This window comes from Desulfofarcimen acetoxidans DSM 771, from assembly GCF_000024205.1.
Lineage (GTDB): Bacteria > Bacillota > Desulfotomaculia > Desulfotomaculales > Desulfofarciminaceae > Desulfofarcimen > Desulfofarcimen acetoxidans.
The window spans coordinates 2,481,415-2,506,679 of sequence record NC_013216.1; the positions used below are offsets into that span (position 1 = coordinate 2,481,415).

At 43.8% G+C, this 25,265-nt stretch carries 21 protein-coding genes; 4 read left to right on the forward strand and 17 right to left on the reverse strand.

Annotated features, from left to right (window positions below):
* Window positions 1–12 precede the first annotated feature (12 nt).
* The 12 genes from DTOX_RS11320 to DTOX_RS11375 all read right to left on the reverse strand — a co-directional run bounded on the left by DTOX_RS11320 (window position 13) and on the right by DTOX_RS11375 (window position 12,907).
* The gene (locus DTOX_RS11320) at window positions 13–801 is read right to left on the reverse strand and encodes a DUF116 domain-containing protein (RefSeq protein WP_015757826.1); all 789 of its coding nucleotides are present in this window, start codon (window positions 799–801) and stop codon (window positions 13–15) included.
* Between the two features lie 20 nt (window positions 802–821).
* On the reverse strand, window positions 822–1,760 hold the full coding sequence (fmt, locus tag DTOX_RS11325) for a methionyl-tRNA formyltransferase (protein ID WP_015757827.1): 939 nt from the start codon (window positions 1,758–1,760) through the stop codon (window positions 822–824).
* Between the two features lie 22 nt (window positions 1,761–1,782).
* Complete coding sequence (gene def / locus DTOX_RS11330) at window positions 1,783–2,277, reverse strand: peptide deformylase (RefSeq protein ID WP_015757828.1); 495 nt, start codon at window positions 2,275–2,277, stop codon at window positions 1,783–1,785.
* 14 nt (window positions 2,278–2,291) lie between these two features.
* The gene (priA, locus tag DTOX_RS11335) at window positions 2,292–4,535 is read right to left on the reverse strand and encodes a replication restart helicase PriA (protein WP_015757829.1); all 2,244 of its coding nucleotides are present in this window, start codon (window positions 4,533–4,535) and stop codon (window positions 2,292–2,294) included.
* 41 nt (window positions 4,536–4,576) lie between these two features.
* On the reverse strand, window positions 4,577–5,788 hold the full coding sequence (gene coaBC / locus DTOX_RS11340; RefSeq protein ID WP_015757830.1) for a bifunctional phosphopantothenoylcysteine decarboxylase/phosphopantothenate--cysteine ligase CoaBC: 1,212 nt from the start codon (window positions 5,786–5,788) through the stop codon (window positions 4,577–4,579).
* Window positions 5,789–5,806: 18 nt separating this feature from the next.
* Window positions 5,807–6,013, reverse strand: a complete 207-nt coding sequence (rpoZ, locus tag DTOX_RS11345) for a DNA-directed RNA polymerase subunit omega (protein ID WP_015757831.1) — start codon at window positions 6,011–6,013, stop codon at window positions 5,807–5,809.
* A gap of 15 nt (window positions 6,014–6,028) precedes the next feature.
* Window positions 6,029–6,625: a guanylate kinase gene (gene gmk / locus DTOX_RS11350; RefSeq protein WP_015757832.1), complete on the reverse strand. Its 597-nt coding sequence runs from the start codon at window positions 6,623–6,625 to the stop codon at window positions 6,029–6,031.
* A 13-nt stretch (window positions 6,626–6,638) separates the two neighbouring features.
* Window positions 6,639–6,914 (reverse strand): extracellular matrix/biofilm regulator RemA, encoded by a 276-nt coding sequence (gene remA / locus DTOX_RS11355; RefSeq protein ID WP_015757833.1) that lies wholly within the window; start codon window positions 6,912–6,914, stop codon window positions 6,639–6,641.
* A 38-nt stretch (window positions 6,915–6,952) separates the two neighbouring features.
* A complete protein-coding gene (locus DTOX_RS11360) occupies window positions 6,953–7,831 on the reverse strand; it encodes a YicC/YloC family endoribonuclease (protein WP_015757834.1) in 879 nt (292 codons plus the stop codon).
* 163 nt (window positions 7,832–7,994) lie between these two features.
* Window positions 7,995–9,188: a pyridoxal phosphate-dependent aminotransferase gene (locus DTOX_RS11365; protein WP_015757835.1), complete on the reverse strand. Its 1,194-nt coding sequence runs from the start codon at window positions 9,186–9,188 to the stop codon at window positions 7,995–7,997.
* Window positions 9,189–9,219: 31 nt separating this feature from the next.
* Window positions 9,220–10,053, reverse strand: coding sequence for a diaminopimelate epimerase (gene dapF / locus DTOX_RS11370; RefSeq protein WP_015757836.1), 834 nt, complete (start codon window positions 10,051–10,053; stop codon window positions 9,220–9,222).
* A gap of 121 nt (window positions 10,054–10,174) precedes the next feature.
* On the reverse strand, window positions 10,175–12,907 hold the full coding sequence (locus DTOX_RS11375) for a calcium-translocating P-type ATPase, SERCA-type (RefSeq protein WP_015757837.1): 2,733 nt from the start codon (window positions 12,905–12,907) through the stop codon (window positions 10,175–10,177).
* Window positions 12,908–13,100: 193 nt separating this feature from the next.
* On the opposite strand from DTOX_RS11375, the gene DTOX_RS11380 reads away from it, so the two are divergent.
* Window positions 13,101–14,330: an LL-diaminopimelate aminotransferase gene (locus DTOX_RS11380; protein WP_015757838.1), complete on the forward strand. Its 1,230-nt coding sequence runs from the start codon at window positions 13,101–13,103 to the stop codon at window positions 14,328–14,330.
* A gap of 238 nt (window positions 14,331–14,568) precedes the next feature.
* Here the strand turns inward: DTOX_RS11380 and DTOX_RS11385 are convergent, their stop codons facing one another.
* Window positions 14,569–15,081, reverse strand: a complete 513-nt coding sequence (locus DTOX_RS11385; RefSeq protein ID WP_015757839.1) for a nitroreductase family protein — start codon at window positions 15,079–15,081, stop codon at window positions 14,569–14,571.
* Between the two features lie 211 nt (window positions 15,082–15,292).
* Between DTOX_RS11385 and DTOX_RS11390 the strand changes: the two genes are divergently transcribed.
* Window positions 15,293–17,032, forward strand: a complete 1,740-nt coding sequence (locus tag DTOX_RS11390) for a DHA2 family efflux MFS transporter permease subunit (RefSeq protein ID WP_015757840.1) — start codon at window positions 15,293–15,295, stop codon at window positions 17,030–17,032.
* Between the two features lie 219 nt (window positions 17,033–17,251).
* Here DTOX_RS11390 and cooS read toward each other — a convergent pair whose 3' ends face one another.
* From cooS to DTOX_RS11405, 3 genes are read right to left on the reverse strand one after another with little or no spacing between them, the layout of a single operon-like run.
* Entirely contained in the window at window positions 17,252–19,117 is a 1,866-nt protein-coding gene (cooS, locus tag DTOX_RS11395; RefSeq protein ID WP_015757841.1) for an anaerobic carbon-monoxide dehydrogenase catalytic subunit, read from the reverse strand.
* A 38-nt stretch (window positions 19,118–19,155) separates the two neighbouring features.
* Window positions 19,156–19,644, reverse strand: a complete 489-nt coding sequence (locus DTOX_RS11400; protein WP_015757842.1) for a 4Fe-4S dicluster domain-containing protein — start codon at window positions 19,642–19,644, stop codon at window positions 19,156–19,158.
* 15 nt (window positions 19,645–19,659) lie between these two features.
* Entirely contained in the window at window positions 19,660–20,898 is a 1,239-nt protein-coding gene (locus DTOX_RS11405) for an NAD(P)/FAD-dependent oxidoreductase (RefSeq protein ID WP_015757843.1), read from the reverse strand.
* A 166-nt stretch (window positions 20,899–21,064) separates the two neighbouring features.
* On the opposite strand from DTOX_RS11405, the gene DTOX_RS11410 reads away from it, so the two are divergent.
* The gene (locus DTOX_RS11410; RefSeq protein ID WP_015757844.1) at window positions 21,065–21,739 is read left to right on the forward strand and encodes a flavodoxin family protein; all 675 of its coding nucleotides are present in this window, start codon (window positions 21,065–21,067) and stop codon (window positions 21,737–21,739) included.
* A gap of 224 nt (window positions 21,740–21,963) precedes the next feature.
* Here the strand turns inward: DTOX_RS11410 and DTOX_RS11415 are convergent, their stop codons facing one another.
* Window positions 21,964–23,181 carry a M48 family metallopeptidase gene (locus DTOX_RS11415; protein WP_015757845.1) on the reverse strand — a complete coding sequence of 406 codons (1,218 nt, stop codon included), beginning with the start codon at window positions 23,179–23,181 and terminating at the stop codon, window positions 21,964–21,966.
* Window positions 23,182–23,468: 287 nt separating this feature from the next.
* Between DTOX_RS11415 and DTOX_RS11420 the strand changes: the two genes are divergently transcribed.
* On the forward strand, window positions 23,469–25,256 hold the full coding sequence (locus DTOX_RS11420; protein WP_015757846.1) for an Rqc2 family fibronectin-binding protein: 1,788 nt from the start codon (window positions 23,469–23,471) through the stop codon (window positions 25,254–25,256).
* The last annotated feature ends 9 nt before the right edge of the window (window positions 25,257–25,265 follow it).

The window sequence follows — 25,265 nt, forward strand, 5'->3', positions numbered from 1 at the left end:
TCCCTGCTAGTATTAAACCGGGTTCATCTTGTCCGGTAAAAATACCCGGATTGCTTCTTCCACCCGCGTTATAGCTATCTTAGTATTAAAACACGGCCCGTTGTGACGTTCATTGGTCACACCGAGCACCGGAATAGGGTTGGCGTCCTGAATCCCGCTGGTTAAATCTCTTTCACAGGCAACGGCAATTATGGCCCTGGGACGGTACTGGTGCATTATTTTACGGGCTAAGGTACCGCCGGTGACCATTGCAACAACTAATCCATACCTGTCACGCAGTTTCAACAGGTCGCCAACCGCACATTTACCGCAGCGCCGGCAGTTATTAATATCCACGGTAATTTTATGCGGGCATTCGCTGTTTTGTAAGCAGTGTGGAAGCAGCAACAAAAGCTGCTGTGGGCTAATAACCAGATGCTGGGCCAATACCAGCTGGTTGTTAACCTCTATAAAAGAGCTTTTAATCCGATCCCTGTCTATTTTGCACATTCTGCCCAGAGCCAGTACTATTGGAAAAAGTAAGTTGACTGCTGTGCGCATGGGTGATTGCAGCAGTCTGACAGACCTGCACCGGTATATAGTAATTAACATACCGCATATGCCAAAAGCCGCCATCAGAATAGTGCCGCATACGCCAATGATTAACCCATACAAAATGATAATCCCTAACCACGATTTGCCAGGAGCAACGGCGAGGTACCAAATGGATGCTGCCATGGCAACCATTGTCACAATACTGGCCAAAAGCAAACCTAAATACAGTCTTTTTTGCGTATGTACACAAACGGCCAGATTTTGCATCAAGGTTTCCTCCTTTAGAATCAGTCCCCCAGACACCTTCCTTCCGGAATTTGTTTGCCTCTTAAAAAATCAGCCGTCATCATTCTCTTGCAGCACTGTAACTGCAGTTCTTTAATACAAACCTGATCCTGGCCGGCCTGAATGATAATTCCCCCCGCATCTGATGCCATAACCTGTCCGGGTAATCCTATTGCATCAACCAGCCTCTTCCCGTACGTTGCCTGCCAAATTTTTATTACCTGGCCATCCAGATAAGTACAGGTTCCCGGCCAGGGGTTCATTCCCCGGATATGATTGCAGATTTCTCTGGCACTGCTGTGCCAGTTAATGATTTCATCTGCTTTGGTTAATAGCGGCGCATAGGTGGCACTGCTGTCCTGCTGTTTCTGCCGGGGGGCCTCGCCATCATCCACCAGTTGTAAAGTCCTCTCCAAGACCTCAGCTCCCAGGACAGCCAAGCGATCATGAACCATGCCCACAGTATCCTGTTTTTCTACCGGCAGTTCTTGACTGAGTATCATATCACCCGTATCCAGACCTTCGTCCATATACATAGTGGTTACACCTGTAACTTTTTCTCCGTTGATCACTGCCCGGTGAATTGGTGCAGCACCACGGTATTTAGGCAGCAAGGAGGCATGTACGTTAATACAGCCGAATTGCGGTATTTGCAGCAGCTCCGGTGAGAGCAGCTGGCCGAAGGCTACCACAACTATTACCTGAGGACTTAAATTTCTAAGCAGCCGGATAAATTCCGGTGTTTTTATCTTTTCAGGTTGAAATATTTTTAATCCGGCAGACTGGGCAAATATTTTTACCGGAGTCGGCAGCAATTTTTTACCCCTGCCTTTGGGCCGGTCAGGTTGGGTCACCACACCTGCGATATCAAAGCCCATTTTATATAGTTTTTCCAGAGAAGGTACGGCAAAATCCGGGCTGCCCATAAAAACAGTTTTCATTTGCAACGCCTCTGCTTATAAATTAACCTTTTGCTTTTGCTTTGTTTTCCAAAACAACATCTTCAAATTGTTTTCTTAAACTTTCTGCTTTATCAATAAATAAAATGCCATCCAAATGATCGAGCTCATGCTGCACGGCCCGAGCCATAAATCCCTTCACATGATACTCGACCTGCTCCCCATTTCTGTTAAGTGCCTGCACTTGAATTTTAGAGGCACGCGGTACCTGTCCCAGTGTTCCGGGTATGCTCAAGCAACCCTCAGTATCAGTTTCCTGTCCGCTGGCTTTGATTATCCTGGGATTAATCAACTCCAAGAGCCCCTCACCTATGTCAACAACCACAACCCGCTTAGATATGCCAATCTGTGGAGCGGCCAGACCCACACCCTTAGCGTCATACATAGTGTCAGCCATATTTTTTAATAATTTATGAATACTGGAGTTTATATTTTTTACCGGGTTAGCCTTTTGTCTGAGTACAGGATCGCCAACTTCAACAATATTATATATTGCCAAAAAAAAACCTCCCATCACATCATGTTTTGCGGCTCAACGTCAACAATAATTGAAAGCAACCTGTTTCCTTGCCGGCTCTCAAAAATGTCGATCCCTTTTGCTGCCAGCTGGCGAAGGATCAAAGCCTGTTTTCCTTTTAAAACGATTTGCCAGCGGTACTTCTCTTTTATTTTATGCAGTGGCGCCGGCGCCGGTCCTAATATATCGGGTCCATGAGGGTTAAAATCTCTTTGAGCCTCCAGCAAACATTCTTTTAATAAAAAAGCACCGCTCTGCACAAGTGCTGACTGAGTAGAGGAAAGTATAATTCTGATTAAACGGGAAAAAGGCGGATAGCCCAACTCCCGCCGTATAATCATTTCCTGTGCATAAAAGTCCTTATAACTGTTATTTAGCGCGGCTTTTATACTGTAATGCTCGGGATTATAAGTCTGGATGATTACCTCCCCGGGTTTCTCACCACGACCTGCCCGTCCCGCAACCTGAGTCAACAGTTGAAAAGTCTTTTCGGCTGCCCTAAAATCAGGCATATGCAAAGTAGTATCAGCATTAATAACTCCGACCAGTGTAACATTAGGTAAGTTCAAACCTTTGGCCAGCATTTGAGTGCCAATAAGAATATCTGCTTTCCCGTCCAAAAAATTTTTCAATATTTCAGCGTGTGCACCTTTACGGGAAGTAGTATCAGCATCCATTCGCAAGACACCGGCAGAGGGGAAAATATGTCTTATTTCTTCTTCAACTTTTTGCGTCCCGGTACCGGCAAATCTCAGTTGTTCTGAAGCACAGTTACTGCATTTATTAATAACCGGACTGATGTAATTGCAGTAATGACAGCGCAGTGTCAAATCACTGTGATAAGTAAGCGATATATCGCAATGCGGGCATTTTAAAACAAAACCGCAGTCACGGCATATAACTATAGGGGAAAAGCCTCTTCTGTTAATAAACAAAATAGTCTGTTCTTTTAATCTGATTTTTTCCTCAATTTTCTGCAGTAAAGCCAGACTAAAAATGCCCGGATTGCCCTTGTGTGTTTCAGCGCGCAAATCAATTGTTTTGATTTGCGGCAGGGGTTTTTGCTCTATCCTGTTTTCTATTGACAAATAGCGGTAGGGGCCCTCCTTCTGAGCACGACAATAAGATTCCAGCGACATTGTGGCGCTGCCCAAAATAACCACCGCTCCGCTTAATTTAGCTCTTTGCAGGGCTACTTCTCTGGCATGATACCTGGCTTGATCATCTTGTTTATAAGCTGCTTCGTGCTCCTCATCAATAATCAGTAAACCGGGACCGGATAAGGGAGCAAAAACTGCTGAGCGGGTACCCAATACTATTTTACTGTCCCCGTTCCTGATTCTTTGCCACTCATCATACCTTTCCCCGGCGGATAAAGCGCTATGTAAAACAGCTACCGTATCACCGTATCTTTCCTTAAAGGTGTTTACCATTTGGCCGGTCAGGGCTATTTCAGGCACGGTTATAAGTGTTTTACGCCCTAAGACCAGAGCCCGTGCTATTACGTTCAAATAAATTTCGGTTTTGCCGCTGCCGGTGATGCCGTGTAAAGCAAAAACCTGGCTCTGGGAAGACTCAATGGCCCGAATAATTTCTCCGGCACAGTAAGCCTGTTCCGGCGTCAAAACAGGGCCAGGAATCCCCGTAGGTTTAATTGGATAAGGATTTCTCCTTACAGAAGTTGTCCTGGCTTGCAGCAAGCCTTTGCCGACAAGCGCGCTGACAGTTGCTGAAGATACCCCCACCTGGTCAGCCAGTGCCTTGGGTGATAAACCAGGCTGGCCCGCCGCCGCTTTAATTACCGCCGACTGTTTAGGCGAGCGGTTAAGCTTGGCGAGTACTTGTGCCAGTTGGTTATCGGCAAAACCGATCCACAAGCCTGTATAGCTTCCGGCAGCTTTAACCCTTACAGCGGGAGAAACCATACATTTTAGCGCCTGGGCCAAGGTGCATAAATAATAAGCTTTCATCCAACGGGCTAAAGTCCATAATTCCTCTGTTATAACCGGTTCATTATCCAGGACTGCCAGAACAGGCTTCAGCTTTTCTTGAGATACCTGTGTAATGCCAGAAAAACCGACAACATAACCGGTAACTTTACGACCGGCAAAAGGAACAATAACCCTCATGCCAAATTTAATTGCCGGAAAAAGATCTGCCGGTACTATATAACTAAAAACCCGGTCCACATTGCGCACCGGAACATCTACTACTATTTCGGCATAAACCTGTTCTGACATGCTTTTCACTTCTTTAACTGTACTTAATAATTAATAAATCTCTAATCAATGGGGCTGCTTTTCCTTATCCCAACTACTTCATCAAGTATTCGATGAGCCAGCTTAATTTTGTCCATCTTAGGCAAACAAAGGGGTTCGCAATCCGGGTAAACCAGTGCCGCGATATTGGTTTCAGTACCAAACCCCGCATCCGGCAGAGTTATATCATTGGCTACCAAAAAATCCAATTTCTTTTTTTGTACCTTTTGAGCCGCATTCTCCAGCAAATCCTGGGATTCAGCAGCAAAACCAACCAGAATCTGTCCTGCTTTCTTCTTTTGTCCCAATTCAAGCAATATATCCGGGTTTCTTGACATTTCCAGTACCAACTCACCGGTACCTTTTTTAATCTTATGTTCAGCTGCTGACTTGGGCCGGTAATCAGCTACCGCTGCAGCTTTAATCACCACATCAGTCAAGTGAAAACGCTGCAACACGGCATGATACATATCTATTGCCGAAACAACGGGAATGAACTCCAGGTCGTGCGGCGGTTTTAAGTGGCTGACGCCACTGACCAGAGTTACCTCGGCACCACGGTCACGAGCGGCCTGGGCCAAGGCATACCCCATTTTACCTGTACTTTTATTAGTAATAAACCTTACCGGATCAATATCCTCCCTGGTAGCTCCGGCAGTTATTAAAACTCTAACACCCGCTAAATCTTTTTTAACGGTTAAAGCCCGGTTAATCTCCTCGTATATTATGTCAAGATCAGCCAGCCTGCCTTGTCCCTCTGTACCGCAGGCCAATCTGCCGGTTCCCGGTTCAACAAACAAGAAACCTCGTTCTTTTAACCGGCTGATATTTTGCCGGACAACAGAATTGGCATACATGTTAGTATTCATGGCCGGGCATATAAGAACCGGACAGTTAGCTGCCAGCAAGACAGTGGAAAGTAAATCATCCGCCAGTCCCTGCGCTGCTTTGGCAATAATGTTAGCTGTAGCCGGAACAACCGCCAGCAATTGAGAGCGAGTTGCCAGCTCAATATGAGGGATACCGCCATGCTCCGGAATATCAAATAAATTTGTATAAACAGGCTTGCCGCAAAGTGTAGCCAGTGTTAAAGGACTGATAAACTTTTGTGCCGAATCAGTCATAACAACATGAACATCTGCCCCGTTTTTTGTTAAATAACTTACGATATCAGCTGCTTTATAGGCTGCAATTCCACCCGTTACACCGATTGTAATAGCCCTGCCCGACGGCATAAGATCACCCTCAAAACTCTATTTAATTCCTGCTTTAAGGCGCCTGTATCTAACTTTACCCCTGAGCAATTCGTGCAGGGCAGTAGTAACAGGTTTGCCGGGCAGTTCACTTTCATTTGTTTGAAACAACTCCGTTAGCTGGCGGGCACGCTTGGCCGATACCACCACCAGTGTATATCTACTGTCAACCATATCCAACAAAACATCCAGTGACGGCTGATTCATAATTACCTCCTAAAGTTAAAGGTATTTAGCAAAATCATAATAATAGGGTCGGCACTTTTCAGCGATTAATATGGCTTCAACTTTACCGACTGCTTCATTTACAGTATTATTAATGACTATATAACCATAGCTGGATATATACTTAATTTCCTCAGCTACACATTTCAGCCGCTTTTCTATTTCAGCCGCAGAATCTGTGCCCCTGTTTACTAATCTGGTCTTTAATTCAGTCAGTGAAGGTGGAACAATAAAAACCAGTACTGAGTTAGGCATTTTTTCTTTTACCTGCAAAGCGCCTTGAATATCAATCTCTAAAATAACATCCTTGCCTGTTTCCAAAGCTTTCTCTACTTCCAGACGCGGTGTGCCGTAGTAGTTGTCGTAAACTCTGGCATACTCCAAAAATTGATCTTCAACCAACAAATGTTCAAATTCTTCTTTAGTTTTAAACCAGTAATTTACTCCCTGTATTTCACCGGATCTCGGCTGTCTGGTGGTAGCTGAGACAGATAAATACATATTTTGTTTTTTCTTTAAAAGTGCCTGGCAAACAGTTCCTTTACCGGCTCCAGAGGGGCCGGAAATAACCAACAGTAATCCCTTCAGAACCATAATCCCCTCCCTGCTAAGCCTCCGGATCGTCCAGAACTGTTTGAGAGTCCTTAGAAGTCAAGCGATTAGCTACAGTTTCCGGCTGTACAGCTGAAAGTATTACATGATCACTGTCAGTCACTATAACAGCTCTTGTCCGCCTGCCATAAGTTGCGTCAATCAACATGCCCCTGTCACGCGCTTCTGTGATAATCCTTTTAATCGGTGCAGATTCCGGGCTAACAATAGCTACAATCCTATTAGCGGAAACAATGTTGCCAAAGCCTATATTAATAAGTTTTATATCCATAGCTGCCTCCTTGAAAATGTAATTATGTTGAATAATCCTTATTCTACATTTTGTATTTGTTCTCTTACTTTTTCTAATTCGCTTTTCACATCTACCACTAATTTACTTATTTCCACATTGTTTGCCTTTGAGGCAACAGTATTGATCTCCCGGTTCATTTCTTGTACTATGAAATCAAGTTTCCTGCCAACCGGTTCGTTTCCAGCCAGACAAGCGTCAACTTGTTTGAGATGACTCTCCAACCTGACAATTTCCTCTGTAATGTTGGAACGGTCGGCAAACAAGGCTATTTCCCCGGCAACACGAACCGGGTCAGGTATATTATCTCCCAACCAGTCTGATAATTGCCTGCTTAATCTCAGTCGATAATCTTCCACCACCTGCGGAGCAATTTCTTTAATTTCATTTTTTATGCTGCTAATTTTATTGATACGGCAGGCAATGTCTTGTTCCAGCTGCCTGCCTTCAGCCTCTCGCATTTGCCGCAGGCTATCCAGTGCTTCGGTCAATGCTTGCTGTACTACCGGCCACCAGGATTCAACATCCTCTTCTATTTCCTGCAAAACCAAAACATCAGGAAATTGCGCAATATCAATAACATTAATCTGTCCTGTTAACTGCAGGTCTGTCTGCAGTTCTTTTATTGCCTTATGATACGATGCCCCTAAAGCTTTGTCAACTTTTACCGCTGCATTTTTTTCTGCCAATTGTTCCATAGCAAAAAATATATCTACACGTCCCCTGGCTATAGCTGACTGAATCTGCTTTCTGACTCTATCCTCTAAAAAATTAAGCATCCTGGGCAATCTAACTACAATATCTAAATAACGGTGATTAACAGCTTTTAGTTCTATGACAAACTTACGACCTTGTACGTAAGCCTCACCATGTCCAAAACCGGTCATGCTTTTCAGCAATATCTCACCACCTATATTTTATAAGTCACATTCTTAGTTTTCTACTCTAAATTGAGAAAATCCTTTGTATTGCCTAGATAATATTTAAAAATAAGACCGCCTGCAATTAATATTGCCCATTTCGGTATAAAAATTTCAGCCCGCAGGCAACGGGCTGAGCAGGTTAATTAATTTTTACTAAAAAATCCGCGATGCGATCCAGGCCTTCTTTAATGTTCTCCATGGAAGTAGCATAAGAAAGCCGGAAATTTTTATCACAGCCAAAGGCAATACCCGGCACAAGAGCAACTTTAACTTCTTGCAGGAGCAATTCAGCAAGGTCAGTGGAGGAATTGATTATTCGACTCTTATAAGATTTGCCGAAATATCCGCTGATATCAGGAAACAGGTAAAAAGCCCCGCCCGGCTTTTCACATTTTACACCCGGTATAGCCTGTAAACGCTGCAGCATATAGTCACGTCTTTTAGCAAACTCAACTCTCATGGTTTCCAACGGCTGTTGATTGCCCTGGATGGCTGCCACACTTGCTGCCTGGGCAATGGAAGAAGCATTGGAGGTTGCATGACTCTGCAGATCGGACATGGCTTTGGCTATTTGCACCGGAGCGGCAGCATAGCCTATGCGCCAGCCGGTCATGGCATAAGCTTTGGAAACACCGTTTATTATAATGGTCAATTCCTTTAATTCGGAGCTTAGTGAGGCAATGCTTATATGTTCAAGGTTGTCATAAATCAGTTTTTCATAAATTTCGTCTGATATAACCGTTATGTTATGCTTGACTATAATTTCACCCAACGCCTCCAGCTCTGCCCGGGTATATACAGCCCCGGTAGGATTACTGGGGCTGTTGATTAATACCGCTCTGGTTTTTTCATTAACAGCTCTGCTGAATTCTTCGGGTGTGATTTTATAACCGTTTTCCTCTCTGGCCTCAATAATACGTGGGACAGCTCCGGTTAATTTTATTTGTTCCATGTAACTTACCCAGTAAGGAGCAGGTAAGATTACCTCATCACCTTCCTGGCATAAAACCTGAAAGGTATTGTAAAGAGAGTGTTTCGCGCCTGAAGAAACTACAATTTGATTGGTCTGAAAATCAAGCTTGTTATCCACTTTTAGCTTGTTCACTATGGCTTTTTTCAAAGGCTCAATACCGGCTACCGGTGTATACTTGGTCAGCCCTGCTTGTATAGCCTCAACAGCGGCAGCTTTTATGTGTTCAGGAGTATCAAAGTCAGGCTCCCCGACACCAAAGTTAACTACTTTTTCACCCTCTGCTTTCATCTTTTTTGCCTGAGCGTCAATTGACAGAGTCGGTGACGGGCTGATTCGGGCAGCCCGGTATGACAACCTCATTGTTTTATCCTCCCATACCAGAATGAATCTCTTATAATTTATATGAACCGGCAAACACTTCTTCTGCCGGGCCGGTCATATAGACATGATTATTATCGGCCCATTCGATCAAAAGGTCGCCTCCGGTCAAGTGAACAGTAACTTGACGTTCTGTTAAACCGTTTAAAACAGCAGCCACAACAGTTGCACAGGCACCTGTTCCACAAGCCATTGTTTCACCCGCTCCTCTTTCCCATACTTTCATTTTGACTTCCCGACGGTTCAACACTTCTATAAACTCCACATTGGTTTTACGGGGAAAAACTTCATGTATTTCAATTTGCGGACCAATCAATGATACCGGAAAGGAGACCGCTTCGTCGACAAATATAAGGCAATGAGGATTGCCCATAGATACAGCTGTAACTTTAAAGGTTTCATTACCTACGTTGAGGTCTTCTGCCAGTACTCTGCCGGCAGAACCCCGCATAGGTATTTCGGCTCTTTCCAAAATAGGTTCACCCATATCCACACGGATAAATTTTACTGCACCGTTTTCCAGAATTAATTCGGGTATTTTAATGCCTGCCAGAGTTTCTACTTGAATTTTAGTTTTTTTCACCAGATTTTGCTCATAGGCATACTTAGCCACACATCGAATAGCATTACCACACATTTCAGGTTCACTGCCATCAGAGTTAATAATCTGCATTCTTAGATCAGCTGCGTCAGACTTGTGCAGCAGGACCAAGCCGTCTGCACCTATACCGAAATAACGGTGACAGACTCGACGGGCCAGTTCCGGCAAATCCGCAGGTAAAGTTTCCGTCATAGCATTAACTACTACAAAATCATTGCCTAAACCATGTACTTTAACAAAATGCAAAATGTATCCTCCTTTATGCTTAATCACGATTAGAGATTTTAAATTAAACAGTTTGAACAAACAGTCATTTTATTTATATAATAGCATATTTTCGTCATATTTTTGTACTGTAAAAACTCAATTATACTCTAAGATACATAATTTTTTCCCTGGTTTTCATCTGAATATGTTTGAAAATTGTGCTGATAAAAGCGGGGGCAACTGAAATTGCCAGCACGATCAACCATTCCGAACCATTTAAGGCAACAGTATGAAATATCGGTTGCAGTACGGGCAGGTAATCTACCGCCAACTGTAAAACAGCGGAGATGAGTACCGCTAAAATTAAATAGCTGTTAGAAAAAAAACCGATATCTATAATTGTATGAAATTCTGAGCGACAGGTAAATACATAGAACAATTGTGAAAAAACCAGTGTATTAAAGGCCATGGTGCGGGCTTGATCAAGATCACCGGCGGAAAGGCCAACCAGAAATGCCGCTATAGTACCCAGGCCGATAACCATACCGCTGCCTATAATCCGCCAGGCCAGTCCGTGAGAGAAAACGCTTTCCCTCGGATCACGCGGTTTGCGGAACATAATATCCCTGTCAGACGGATCAACCCCCAGTGCCATAGCAGGCAACCCATCAGTTACCAGGTTCATCCATAAAATCTGGATTGGTAAAAGCGGCAGAGGCAAACCGGCCAAAACTGCTGCCAGCATAGTTAAAACCTCTCCAACATTGCAGGACAACAGGTAGCGAATAAATTTTCTGATATTATCATAAATGCCTCTTCCCTCCTCTACTGCCGCCACTATAGTAGTGAAGTTGTCATCTGCCAGCACCATGGCAGAAGCTTCTTTAGTTACATCCGTTCCGGCAATGCCCATGGATATACCTATATCAGCTTCTTTTACCGCCGGCGCGTCGTTAACCCCATCCCCGGTCATAGCCACAATATGCCCGTTTCTTTTTAAGGCCCGGACAATCCTCAGCTTGTGGTGGGGTGAAACACGGGCATAAACAGAAACATAGGCGGCTTCGCGCCTAAGTTCATCATCGCTTAAACATTCTAAATCGGCTCCTGTAAGAACCCGGCTGCCTTTACCAAAAATACCCAACTCCCTGCCTACGGCTTGAGCCGTAAGCTGGTGATCACCGGTTATCATCACTGTTTTAATACCGGCCCGTTTAGCTGTTTTGACGGCTTTAACGGCCGAAGGCCTGGGTGGATCAATCATTCCGGCTAAACCCAGAAAAACCAGATCCTGTTCAATATTTTTTTCATTAAGCTTTCCTGCACCACCGGGAAGCTCGCGATAAGCCAGAGCCAATACGCGCAGGGCCTGATCAGCTAGACCACAGTAATGGTTAATTATTTCTTTTTTAATTGTATTACTTATGGGCAGCACACGCCCGTTTCGATATATCTTTGTGCAGTGTTCCAAAATAATGTCGGGCGCTCCTTTAACATAGGCAGTTGCAGCACCGGCATCCCGGTAAATAACAGTCATTCTTTTGCGATCAGAATCAAAGGGAAACTCAGCAATTCTCTTTTCCTTTAACTCTATATGCTCACGCCAAACGCCTCCCTTAGCCGACATAACTAAAAGTGCTCCCTCGGTCGGGTCACCGTTTATCCTCCACTCTCTTGTTTTTTTGCTTCCGGCCATGCCGCGGAATAAACCGCCAATAGAGATATTGTCCTGAGCCAACCCGGAATTATTACACAGAGCTGCCGCCTTTAACAGCATTTGCAAATCCTTTTTGTGATAACTGCCGTCAAATTTACCCTGCGGAATATAACCCTCACCTGAGACATCCACTAAATCCAAACCGCAAATAATCTTACGCACTGTCATTTCGTTCTGAGTCAGAGTACCGGTTTTATCAGAACAGATTACTGTTGAGCAACCCAGTGTTTCAACAGCCCTGAGCTTTCGAATAATAGCATTGCGCTTGATCATGCGCTGCACGCCCACTGCCAGCGCAACGGTCACAATTGCCGGCAATCCCTCCGGTATTGCGGCAACGGCCAGGCTGACACCGGCCAGGAACATCTGGTAGGCCGGTTCACCTCTCATAACACCTACAGCTACAACCAAAGCACAAATAGCCAGGCAGCTAGAAACCAGGATTTTTCCTAACTGAGCCAGGCGGCGCTGCAGAGGTGTTGCTTCTTCCTCAGATGAATGTATTAGACCGGCAATCTGACCCATTTCTGTGGCCATTCCGGTCGCGACAACCAGGCCTTTGCCCCTGCCTCTGGTAACTACTGTTCCCTGGAAGGCCATATTATTCATATCGCCTAACCCTGTTCCTTCCGGCAATATACCTGGTTGTTTTCGCACAGGAACAGACTCACCGGTCAGAGTTGATTCTTCAATCGCCAAATTATGAGCCTCCAACAATCTTAAATCGGCCGGAATCTTATCCCCGCTTTCCAATAAAACAATATCGCCCGGTACCAGCGCTATCGCCGGGATCCTTTTTTCCTGACCGTCGCGCTGGACTTTAGCTTCCGGTGCAGTTAATTGCTTTAGCGCTTCCATAGACTTTTCAGCCCGGTACTCCTGCACGAATCCAAGCACTGCATTAACAACCACAATAATCATAATAGTTACCGCATCCGCCCATTCTCCCAGAAAACCTGAAATGACTGTAGCTGCTAAAAGAACCAGCACCATAAAATCTTTAAACTGTCCTAAAAACATTTGCCATAAGGGCACTTTGGGAGGCTTGGCCAACTCATTGCGACCAAATCTGATTAGCCTGTTCGCTGCCTCTTCCTCGTCCAGGCCATTTTTAAGACCTGTCCCCATCTTCTCCAGCAGTTCTGTTTCTTTAATTGTGTGCCACCGCCCAGACATATTCAATCACCCCTTAATAATTGGTCAGTTATTCCATAAATGATATGCAGTGCAGTTGGGAATAATGACCATGAATAGAATAGAATTCAGTTTAAGACATTAGGACTTGTAGTCAAGGCCTTTGTCGTATAGAATACGAGGTATATGAAAACTTATATCTCATATTAAATCCTATAAGAAGGGGCTGAGGAATATGGCTCTTGTCAACGAAAATTACTTAAAGCTGCCAGGCAGTTATCTGTTTTCAGAAATAGCCAGAAGGGTCAATCAGTTTAAAAAGGATAACCCGGCAGCAGACATTATTCGCCTTGGTATTGGGGATGTAACCCAACCGCTTTCCCCTGCTGTTGTGGAGGCAATGAAAAACGCTGTAGAGGAAATGGGTCGTCAAGAAACTTTTAGAGGTTACGGTCCTGAACAGGGTTATGAATTTCTGATTGAGAAAATTATTGAAAATGATTTTAAACCTTTAAAAGTAGAACTGTCGGTTGATGAGGTATTCATCAGTGACGGCGCCAAGAGCGATACAGCTAATTTCCAGGAACTGTTTGGTATAAACAACAAGCTGGCCGTAAGTGATCCTGTTTATCCCGTTTATGTTGACAGCAATGTTATGAGCGGTCGTACCGGCACAATAAACACCACGGGGCAGTTTGAAAATATTGTTTACCTCCCCTGCATCGAGGAAAACGGCATGAAGCCACCACTGCCCGGGACCAAAGTGGATATGATCTACCTTTGCTTTCCCAATAACCCCACAGGAATGACTCTTTCCAAAGAGGAGTTGAAAAAATGGGTTGATTACGCCAGGGAAAACAGATCGGTAATATTGTTTGACGCTGCTTATGAGGCTTATATACAGGAGGAAGGAGTTCCTCATAGTATTTTCGAAATTGAGGGAGCCCGTGAAGTGGCAGTGGAGTTCAGAAGTTTTTCCAAGACTGCCGGTTTTACCGGTACCAGGTGTGCCTACACCATAGTTCCGAAGGAAGTCAAGGTTTATGATTCTAACGGTAAAGCTTACAGCCTGAATAATCTTTGGCTAAGAAGACAGACCACCAAGTTTAACGGAGTTTCCTATCCTGTACAGGCAGCCGCTGCCGCCGTATTTTCCAAAGAAGGAAAAAAACAGGTAAAACAGCTGGTAAAATACTATATGGAGAATGCCGGGATTATCAGAGCAGGTTTGCAGAGTGCCGGCTACAAGGTATTCGGAGGAATAAACGCACCCTACATATGGCTCAAAACACCAAATAACATGAAATCCTGGGACTTTTTTGACAAGCTTATGCAAGAAGCCAATGTGGTGGGAACCCCGGGAGCAGGTTTTGGCGCCAGTGGTGAGGGATATTTCAGGTTGACGGCTTTCGGTACAAGAGAAAACACTGAAAGAGCAGTGGAGAGGATAAAAAACAGGATGTAGATGATTATACACGAAAAAATAAAAAACCAAACACCATTTAAGCCTGAGATCCAGATCTCAGGCTTAAATAAACAGCACAATAAAAAGCAGAGCATAGCTCTGTTTTCAAAAAGCTATCCTTAGTTATAATTAATAAGCCTCTAAATTGCTTATCGCCTAAATATCTATACAATGAGCAAAATATCCTTCTCCATTTCTATGCCGCTCTTCAATACAACAAAATGCATCAGCTTAATAATTATATCCTCTTAACAATCAAATCCTCCAGATTAACGCGGTTGCCCGGCCCGCCTGTATTCTCAGGAAAGCCCATACTAATAACGGCCATCAGTTCCAGGTTAGTTGCCAATCCAAGCATCTCTCTCACTTTCTCCTTCTGGTTTAGTATTTCTCCCAGCCAAACCGCACCCAATCCCAGGGAGTGAGCGGCGAGCAGCATGTTTTGCAGACATGCGCCAATGCCCTGTAAATCCTTATCCCGGTTATAGAGCTTATCAGTATCTAAGAAAACACAGATATTTACCGGAGCGCTGCGAATTATGGAAGCATATCTTGTGCAAGCCGCCATCTGATTCCGGATAGCGGCATCTTCCACAATTACAAATCGCCAGGGCTGATTATTAAGACCGGAAGGGGCCCAACTGCCTGCTTCCAAAACGCTTTGGATCATTGACTCCGGCACTTTCTCAACAGTGTATTTCCTTATAGAACGCCTTTCTTTAATTGCTTTTAATATAGGGTTATCAAACATATTCTTAGCTCCCTTTTAAAATTTTTTCAATTCTTTACCCGATTATTTATATTTTATGATTAAAAGGAATATTTGTCCATAACCTTCTGCCTAATTTAATTTTTAATGACATTTGTTGAAATTTTACTTGACTACAAGCAATAATTTATCTAACATAAGAATAATTAAGTATCTTAATTGTTTAATGACTTTAATAGGAGATTTATTAATTATGACAAGTTCATATAATGCAGAAGAGAAAAATCATATGAATAACCAGAACAATCAAGAAAGTAAAGACAGCCCTTCGGGCGCTCCGGAGAAACATAGCCCTCCTCCAGGTCCCCCCGGGGGAACACCCGGTCAGCCGGACAACGACAATATCCCCTGGGGTGCCCTGCTCATACTGGTTCTCGGAGCCTTCATGGCCATTTTGGACACGAGTATTGTAAATGTCGCTCTGCCTAAAATGATGGTTATCTTCGGCGCGTCAGCTGATGAGATTCAATGGATTTTGACAGGATACATGCTCACCTCAGGTATGGTTATTCCGATGACCGGTTTTCTGGGTGACCGCTATGGCAATAAATTAATGTATATTTGGTCACTGATTATATTTACCATAGGTTCGGCTCTGTGCGGACTGGCTTGGAGCAACAACTCTATGATTGCTTTTCGTGTTATTCAGGCTATCGGCGGCGGTATGGTTATGCCGGTGACTATGGCTATAATTTATCGTATTGTACCTATGAGGAAAATAGGTACGGCTTTAGGTGTCTGGGGTATTGGAGCTATTATGGGTCCGGCAATCGGGCCAACCCTGGGCGGCTATTTAGTGGATAAATTTTCCTGGCACTGGATATTCACCATAAATATTCCGGTTGGTATTTTAACCATTATTTTGGCTTATGTACTTTTAAAAGAAACTCCTTTAATGCCACATTTAAAAATAGATATTCCCGGTATGATTTTAAGTTCCAGCGGTTGCTTTTGCCTGCTGCTGGCTTTAAGCAAGGGTCAGGATGAAGGCTGGACATCCGAATATATTGTTACACTGCTTGTGCTCTCTTTCTTTTTAATTCTTTTGTTTATTCTGTGGGAATTGCAATGTGAGCACCCTTTGCTGGAGGTACGCTTACTCAAAAATAAGGTCATTGTGGCGAGTTTGCTTTCTACCAGTCTGGTTACCGTCGGCCTATTTTCAGCTGTGTTTTTAGTCCCCATTTATGCTCAAAATCTCATGGGTTATACACCAATGCAGACAGGTTTAATGATGATGCCGGCCGCTCTGGTTACAGGTTTTATGATGCCTATATCCGGTAAACTGTTTGATAAATACGGTGCTTTGCCGCTGGGCTTAGTAGGCCTGACCATACTGGCGGTCTTAACCTACCAAATGAAATATATAAGTACGGACACAACTTTTACACATGTGCAGGTTCTCTTGTCTATCAGAGCGATCGGTTTGGGATTGGCTATGATGCCTCTGACAACAGCCGGGATGAATACCGTACCCAGGTTTTTGGTTAGCCGCGCCTCAGCCTTAAATAATGTTGTACGTCAGATTTCCGGTTCCATGGGAATTGCATATTTAACCTATGTAATGCTGCAGCGTCAGACATATCATACTGTCTGGCTGAAAGAAGCTGTTAATGTAAGCTCACCCGGTGCGGCATTAACACAAAAAACACTAGTCTCCTATCTGGCGGGAATGGGGTATACCGGTGAAGCGGGCAATCAGGCCGCTCTCAGCATCATGTCAAGCATGGTAACAAAACAGGCTTATATGAACGGCATACAGGATGCTTTTATTGTCAGTGCCTTGCTAGTTGTAATTTCATTGCCGTTGCTTTTTATGTTAAGTAAAAAACAAGTTGACCAGCAAAGGGATATAGAAAACAACAGGTATGCCCACCAAGCAGTACCGCCTCATGGTCTACCTGCTGCCAAGCCGGAAACAGCTAAAGCATAGAAGTGCTTAAAAAGCTCTTTTTCTCCAATAAACTATAGCTTACTAGAATAAATATATTAAGAATTTGTGTGGAAAACCAAAAACGGACAGCAATATATTGCTGTCCGTTTTCCTTATAGCTTAAAAAGTTTATAAAGGTAAATATTATCGATTTTGGGGTTCCTCAGCAATAATAATTCATGATACCGAGAATATTTCCTAACAGTATTGGCATAATTTTTAAGGCTCTAAACCCAGTGCAAGCCTTTTCTTTTCAATATGCTTGACAGCCAGGTCAGCGGCAGCCACGGGATCCTCCTCAACAGCAAAGACAGCACCAACAACTCCCTCAGCCCCCGAAGTAAGCAATTCAGCTACGTTCTTACTTCCCAGTACCGGAGGCACTGTTCCCAAAATAGTGAAAATACCGGAACTGACTACGTAAGTACCGATAGAAACAGCCTTTTCTGACATCCACTCAGGCGCAGCACCGGCCAGAGGCAAATCACTTATATCAACACCCAGAGCATTGGCTATAGCTGCAGCTACAGTCATAATCCTGCTGATATCCACACAGGAACCCATGTGCAATACCGGAGGAATCTTTAATGCTTCACATACCGCACGCAAACCGTCCCCAGCATTTTTTGCCGCTTCAGGCAAAAGCAGCCCATACTTGCCGCAGGCTATGGCCGCACAGCCGGTAGCTACAACCAGAACATTGTTTTTGATTAACTCATTGACAAAGTTGATATGGCTTTGATCATGCTTATACTTAGGATTGTTGCAGCCAACCACTCCCACAATTCCTTTAATAGCTCCTGATTTTATAGCATTCAACAACGGGTCAAGGGAGCCGCCCAAAGCTGACAGAATAGCCTCCACACTGAAACCCGCCATATAATCCATCCGGTCTGAAGGAATATTCACGCGCTCAGGACGGCGGTTGGAGAAGTTTTCAACTGCCGCCAGCACTATCTTTTCGGCTACTTCCATAGCATTATGCTCGTCAAAGGGGATATGCTCCGCACCGGGAAACTTGGCTTTCGGCGAGGTTGAAATAACTTTAGTGTGGTAACAGGCTGCTACCTGCGGCAGTGAAGGCATGATGCACTGTATATCCACAACCATAGCCTCTACCGCACCGGTCACAATAGCCAGTTCCTGCTGCAGAAAATTTCCTGCCAGAGGGACACCATGCCGCATGAGTATTTCGTTACCTGTGCAACACATGCCGCAAACATTGATGCCGCTGGCACCCTTCTCTTTAGCTGCCGCCAAAAGTTCCGGGGCACGGGCTGCGTGAACAAGAATATCGGACAAAGTAGGCTCATGCCCGTGCAAAATTATATTAACCTGATCCGCCTGCAGCACACCCAGATTACAGGAACCCTTGATTGGCTGTGGAGTGCCAAACAGTATGTCAGATATTTCTGTTGCCACAATTGAGCCGCCCCAGCCGTCGCTGAGCGCAGTTCTCATGCCCTGCAAAATTAAACTGACGTAGTCGTTGTCCACGCCTATATGAGTGCGGTGCATGCATTCAACTACTTCACGATCTATACCGCGCGGTGTAATACCTAGTTTGTCCCAGATTTCTTTTCGTTTTAAGGGCACACGATTAACAAACTGCAATGATCCTTTTCTGGTACCAAATTCATCGAGTACCGTTTCGGCAACCTCCAGTGCAATTTCCTGGGATGTTCTATCTTCCACTGCTATACCGAATTCTTTGGCCAGTGCCTTTAGTTTTACTTCATCCTTCACAGGATAATCAGGGGCATGGCCTTTAGCTGATGCATAGAGGGTTGAGGCAATACCTCTGCCGTGATCTGAATGAGATGCAGCCCCAGCTGCAATAGCCCGTACCAGATTTCTGGCTACAATTGTATCCGCAGTGGCACCGCATACTCCTTCAGACGGGCCATCACCGAAGGGGTCAACGCGACAGGGTCCCATATTGCAATTGCGACAGCAGACTCCTAATTGTCCGAAACCGCACTGGGGTTCCTGGGCAGCCAGCCGGTCCCAAGCCAAAGATACATTATCAGCTTTGGCTTTACTCAACATTTTAAGTGTTGCTTGATCTATACTTTTCTCAGACATTCTTCTTTCCCCTTTCACCGGAATAAAACTTACCTGTCCTAAAAAACTGCTACAAAATTCTTTCTTTTCTGAATACTGAATTCATCCACCTCAATAAATTGCAATGCTCCTGTCGGGCATGCCTGTACACAGGCAGGTACACCCTCCCTGTTCAAGCAATTCCTATCGCATTTGACAGCAACACGGGCAGTTTGCCGGCTGCGAATAACACCATAAGGACAGACCATCACGCACATCCAGCAACCTGTGCAAACGCCGCTGCCTCCTTCATTGGTTACTGTTCCGTCTGCTGTTCTATGCATGGCTCCGGCTATACAGGCATCAATACAGGGTGCTTCCTCACAGTGACGACAGCTGACAGGCACATTTTTGGTACCTGAACTGTGTACAAAAATACGTTTTAGAGGCTTTGGAGTTTCCGAGACGGCGCTAAACAGGGTTTTCCCGCTGGAATGAGCAACGGCACAGGCCAGTTCACAGGAATGACAGCTTAAGCAGCGCTCAATATTTACCATAATTTCCTTCATTCTATCACCTTCTTTCTAAAATAACATAAGGTCAGCAGCACAGACAGTTCCATTTAAAAGTTTTGACTTAAGTGAATTGGTTACAGGAGAACCTTTTCTAACCAGCGCGGTATATACACCTGCCCGCTCTATACAACCGGCCAGGATAAAACCTACCAGCCGATCTCTTTCCAAAACCAGCCTGCAGTATCTTGATCCTGTCTGAGCTGTAAAAATTTCTGATTCTTCGCTGCCTAACGCGTTACCAACTGAAACAAAAGGTATATCGCCAAACTGCGCCGAGTTAAGAGCTGTCAGAGGATTAGGATATATGCGTTTTATATCCAGCATATTATAAGCTGCACACCGGCCCTGCTCAACTGCTAAAGTCCAGAGAGCGGAAGAAACTCTTTGTCCTGAAAGCCTGTCAGTAACCTCAATACAATCCCCAGCCGCATAAACACCTGCAATACTCGTCTCCATGAACTCATTAACTACTATTCCTCTATTCACCTGACCACCGGCATTTTTCAATAGGCCGGCATTAGGAGTAACACCCTTGCCTACCAGTACTAATCCGGCAGGCAGATCACTCCCGTCTTCCAAAACAACGGCAGCAACTTTACCTGTTCCTTTCCTTTCTTCAAAACCTGTCTGGTTGAGACCAAAGATAAATTCAATGCCCATGCCTGTTAGTTCCTTTTCTATCATAGCAGCACTTACTTCATCTAATTGGCGGGTTAACAGATGCGGGCTTTTTACAACTACCGAGACTTTTTGAACACCTCGCTGGCGTAAGGCGTAAGCGCCTTTAAGACTGACCAGACCCCCGCCTGATACTACAACCTGTTCGGCAGTGTCAGCAGCTTGTCCGATTTTCAATGTTTGCCGGTAACTGCGCAATGTAAAAATACCGTCCAGCTCTGACCCAAGACCGGAAGGTCTTACCGGTGCTGCACCTGTTGCAATGAGCAGGCGATCATATTTTATAACCTCACCGTCTTCCAGTTTGCAGCTATAATTTAAAGGTTCAATAATGGCCACTTTTGTATTCAATCTTAAATCGATGTTGTTTTTAGTATAGAAATCAGCAGAACGGTATCTGATACCCGCAAGGTTTTTAAACCCGGCTAAAACCTCAGGAAGCAGGCAGCGGGAATAAGCAGTATCCGGCTCTTCGGAGATAACCGTGATTTGAACCTGCTTATTTAGGAACCGCAGCGTTTCTGCGGCAGTTATACCGGCTGCACTGCTGCCTACTATTACAACCTTCAAATTCCAACCCCCTTTATGAATTTTCTACAACTTACATTCTATTTTTAAAAATTAAAACCCTCCTTGTGCTGTCAAAAATTTATCATAATACATATTTCATAATGAAAGGGATTTTTTCAAACAGCGGCGAAATAAGAATTTAGAATATAAAGGCAGGTGTATTGATATGAAAATAATAGGTATTAACGGCAGTCCCCGCAAATCCCAAAGCCGTACAGCCCAGCTGGTCAAAGAAGTATTAAACAGTGCAGCGGCATCAGGTGCCGAAATTGAGTATATTGATATAATCGATCTTAAACTTAATTTTTGTATTGCCTGTGACAAGTGTCACAAATCCGGCAAATGTGTGCACAATGATGATTTTCAAGCGTTAATGGATAAAATTGCAGCTGCTGACGCTCTGGTAGTAGGCAGCCCGGTTTATATTTTTTCCGTAACCGCGCAGCTTAAAGTCTGGCTGGATCGTTTAGGCGGCACAACTATTCATTGCCAGCAGCTATTAGGCAAATACGGCGCAGTGGTAGCTACTTCCGGCAGTTCCGGTGAGAACGAAACAGCACAATACCTGGAAACCAGTCTTATATTCACCGGCATGCAGTGTGTGGGCAAGGTTGCCGGCAGCATTGATACAGACGGGTTGCTGGCTGCTGACTCTCAATTAATGAAAGAAGCCGGAGAGCTTGGTTTGTCGCTGGTTAAAGCTGTTGAGACCAAACAAGAGTTTCCCGAGCAAATAAATATGCACAAGCAGTTTCTTGAGTATTTTAAATATGCATTGTTGAAACACCAGGACAAATGGGCCTGGGAATATAAATACTGGCAGGATAAAGGCTGGCTGTAACTTAATTTTGATTTTATATCAAGCAACAGAGAAAACAGCTCCTCCCCAAAAGAAACCCGTATCACCCGGCTAACCTGCTATCTCAGTTTAGAGCAGCAGATCACAATAAAGGGGATACGGGTTTTCTGTATATACTTCTCATTGGTTCTCATGATTTTATAATGCCGGAACCGCTAATGAAAACTGATAGATGTTGGCCAAAGAAGTTTATTTTACCATTAATCTTATTTAATTTGTTTTATATTATTAATCCTTTCTATGACCGGTGGGTGTGAATAATCAAACCACCTGATAAAAGCCGGGGGTGATACATCCGATGTATTTTTAACAGATAAATTTTTCTGAAGGCGTATAGCCGCAGCTTCGTTTTCCGTGAGCTTAACTGCAACCTGATCAGCTTCTTTTTCCATACTCCTTGAGATATAGTTTTCTGCCGGGCTTCCGACAAAAGAAACCAGTAAAAAATACAGCAAAATTAACGGCCATACAAAAGGCGGGAAGCGTGTATTCAGCGGTACTGCTTGTTTTAGCAGCAGAAACAGCACTAACCAAAGCATAAAGGTAAGCACTATGCCCCAGAGGAGTCCCTGCACAATATGTCCTTGCTTCCAGTGCGCCATTTCATGCGCAATTACTGCCTCGACCTCATCGAGAGAATAGTTATTCAATAAATTATCATATAGCACAATACGCTTGGTATGCCCCAGGCCGGTAAAATAAGCATTGGCCTTGGTAGTTCTTCGACTGGCATCCATAACCAGCACCTGCTCTATCTCCAAACCCGCCTTTTGGGAAATATTATGTACCATATTGATGATTGCCGGGTCAGTCGCCGGTTCAAAGCGGTTGAAGAGGGGTGATATTAATACGGGCCATAAAAAACTTTGAATTAGCAGCCAAAAAGAAATAAGAACTGCACAGGCTAACCACCAGGTTCTTGGCCAACGAGCAAAACTCCAAAATAATATTATAAAACCTGCCATAGATAGTATTAAATCCAGGACCGACCCTTTAAAATAGTCTAGCCACCAGAAACCCAGGCTCTGTGTGGAAAAACCCCACCGGTGCTGAAAAAAGTAACTTCCATAGAGCGTTAAAGGCAAGTTTATAACTTTTAGCAGCAGCCAAATCAATATAAAAAATATAAGCAGGCTCCAGCGGTAGCTGCCGGTAAGTCTCTCCAGATATTTGGAAACAGCAACTGCTTTACCGCTAAAAACAAACCACCCTAAAAATAATGCCTTTAAAATAAACCCGCTTATAAAAAGCAGCTGTTGTGTCCGGTTATAGTCTCTGCCGTTAGTAATTTGTTCTGTACTGAAGTACTGCCAGGCTTCCGGAATTACCCGTCCCGGAAACAAAGTAAACCATAAATAAAGCAGGCAAAACAAAGCTGACGAGACAATTAGTAATAGCCATAAAGGATTTAATTTAAGCTGCATGATCACCCTCCACAGTGATAAATTTTTCTAAGCATGATGCATAAAGCACTTGAATAAAGATATTAGCCGCAACAATTAGTAATAAATAATTCTGCTTATATATATTTTATCAATAACTATTCCATGTCACTCAATTTTTTAATTTTTTCGCAGACTAAATTACAAATTCCTTGTTATAATTAAGTATGGATTTTTATATCTAATGATAATGCGGGTCAATCAGAACAAGTTGCTGTTCACCATATGCATTATAAATTTAGCGTTAATATAGAAGGTGAGGAATACTAATGCCTTTTGACGGCTTAGTTTTAGCTGCAGTAAAGCAGGAATTGGATGTATTAACAGGCGGGAGAATTGAACGTATTTATCAGCCTTCTAAAGATGAAGTAGTGCTCAGTATTCACCGTCCCGGAAGCAAACAGCGTTTAGTGCTCTCTGCTCACGCCTATAAAACAAGGATACATACTACCTCTCATACGAAAGAGAATCCCTTAAACGCCCCCTTATTCTGTATGGTTTTACGAAAACACCTGGAAGGAGGGCGTATCTGCGGGTTCTCTCAACCTGGTCTGGATAGGGTTTTGATTATTGATATCGAAGCCAGGGATGAATTAGGTCAAATGACCAGCAAGCATTTAATCTGCGAAATTATGGGCAAACACAGCAATATTATTCTGGTTGATAAAGAGCGGAATACCATAATTGACGGTATAAAACGTTATTCGCACAATGTAAGCCGTTACCGCGAGGTACTGCCTGGCAGGGTTTACCTGCCTCCCCCGGAACAGAATAAGCAAAACCCCCTGCTTTTAAATGAAGATTCCTTCCGGAAGTACCTGCTGGCAGGCTCTTTAGAGGCCAAAGTCACCAACATATTGCAAAAGTCTTTTGACGGCTTAAGCCCACTGATTTGCCGCGAGATAATATACCGTTCCGGCCTAGACGCTGATTTAATTCTTGATCACTGTGGTGAACATGAATTAAGACTGCTTTGGCAATCCTTAGCAGCAATAACTGAAAATGCGCGTAAAGGCGTCTATTATCCTGTCATTTTATTTGACCGTTCAGGTTTGCCGGTTGATTATGCTGCCTTTGATATCAGTCATCTGGAAGGTCTATCCAAACAAACCTCTGCTATGTGCTCAATACTTGATCAGTATTATACCGCAGTTTATAGTTTAGATTTGGTTAACGGTCAAAAACAAGCTTTAAACCAGATTGTGAATAAAGAAATGAAACGCCTGCAGAAAAAAATAGATATTTATCAGCAGAACTTAGTAGATGCAGAAGAAGCCGAAATATATAAGCTTTACGGTGAATTGTTAACAGCTAATTTATACCGCGTATCTTCTAAGGATACAGATGTTGAATTAGAAAATTTTTACCGGCCCGGTGAAACTGTTGTAGTCAAGCTTGATAGCAGGCTTTCTCCGTCAGAAAACGCACAGAGTTATTTTAAAAAATATCTTAAATCTAAAAACACAAAGCTCTCGGCAGAAGAACTTTCCAAACAGGCGCATTCTGACTTGGCTTACCTGGAAAGTGTGGAGACAGCTATTGCGCAGGCGGTAACAACAGCAGAAATGGCTGAAATAAAACTGGAACTGGTAGAAGAGGGTCTGCTCAAGGAAACTTCCCGGCGGATTAATCATAAAAAAGTGAAAAAAGATAAAAAAGACAGGAATAAACCTCGCCCCATGAGTTTTTGCTCAACTGATGGCATACAGATACTGGTCGGAAAGAATAACAAGCAAAATGATTACCTGACCATGAAAATTGCTTCCGAGAAAGATATTTGGCTGCATACTAAGGATATACCTGGTTCTCACGTAATTATCCGAACAGAGGGCAAGGAGGTATCCGAAAATACACTGCTTGAGGCGGCAAGTTTGGCTGCCTATTTCAGTAAAGCCCGTAATTTAGCTAAGGTTCCGGTAGACTATACAGCAAGAAAATTTGTGCATAAGCCTAACGGCGCAAAACCCGGCTATGTTATATATGATAAGCAAAAGACTTTATTGGTTGCGCCTAATGAAGAATTATTGGAAAATCTGACAGCACAAAAACCCCTTTAACCAAACCCC

Bases quoted from the DNA above. Each gene is read 5' to 3' on its own strand.
- DTOX_RS11320 (WP_015757826.1), bottom strand. From the start codon at position 801: ATGCAAAATCTGGCCGTTTGTGTACATACGCAAAAAAGACTGTATTTA.
- fmt (WP_015757827.1), bottom strand. From the start codon at position 1,760: ATGAAAACTGTTTTTATGGGCAGCCCGGATTTTGCCGTACCTTCTCTG.
- priA (WP_015757829.1), bottom strand. From the start codon at position 4,535: ATGTCAGAACAGGTTTATGCCGAAATAGTAGTAGATGTTCCGGTGCGC.
- coaBC (WP_015757830.1), bottom strand. From the start codon at position 5,788: ATGCCGTCGGGCAGGGCTATTACAATCGGTGTAACGGGTGGAATTGCA.
- rpoZ (WP_015757831.1), bottom strand. From the start codon at position 6,013: ATGAATCAGCCGTCACTGGATGTTTTGTTGGATATGGTTGACAGTAGA.
- gmk (WP_015757832.1), bottom strand. From the start codon at position 6,625: ATGGTTCTGAAGGGATTACTGTTGGTTATTTCCGGCCCCTCTGGAGCC.
- remA (WP_015757833.1), bottom strand. From the start codon at position 6,914: ATGGATATAAAACTTATTAATATAGGCTTTGGCAACATTGTTTCCGCT.
- DTOX_RS11365 (WP_015757835.1), bottom strand. From the start codon at position 9,188: ATGAGGTTGTCATACCGGGCTGCCCGAATCAGCCCGTCACCGACTCTG.
- DTOX_RS11375 (WP_015757837.1), bottom strand. From the start codon at position 12,907: ATGTCTGGGCGGTGGCACACAATTAAAGAAACAGAACTGCTGGAGAAG.
- DTOX_RS11380 (WP_015757838.1), top strand. From the start codon at position 13,101: ATGGCTCTTGTCAACGAAAATTACTTAAAGCTGCCAGGCAGTTATCTG.
- DTOX_RS11385 (WP_015757839.1), bottom strand. From the start codon at position 15,081: ATGTTTGATAACCCTATATTAAAAGCAATTAAAGAAAGGCGTTCTATA.
- DTOX_RS11390 (WP_015757840.1), top strand. From the start codon at position 15,293: ATGACAAGTTCATATAATGCAGAAGAGAAAAATCATATGAATAACCAG.
- cooS (WP_015757841.1), bottom strand. From the start codon at position 19,117: ATGTCTGAGAAAAGTATAGATCAAGCAACACTTAAAATGTTGAGTAAA.
- DTOX_RS11400 (WP_015757842.1), bottom strand. From the start codon at position 19,644: ATGAAGGAAATTATGGTAAATATTGAGCGCTGCTTAAGCTGTCATTCC.
- DTOX_RS11410 (WP_015757844.1), top strand. From the start codon at position 21,065: ATGAAAATAATAGGTATTAACGGCAGTCCCCGCAAATCCCAAAGCCGT.
- DTOX_RS11415 (WP_015757845.1), bottom strand. From the start codon at position 23,181: ATGCAGCTTAAATTAAATCCTTTATGGCTATTACTAATTGTCTCGTCA.
- DTOX_RS11420 (WP_015757846.1), top strand. From the start codon at position 23,469: ATGCCTTTTGACGGCTTAGTTTTAGCTGCAGTAAAGCAGGAATTGGAT.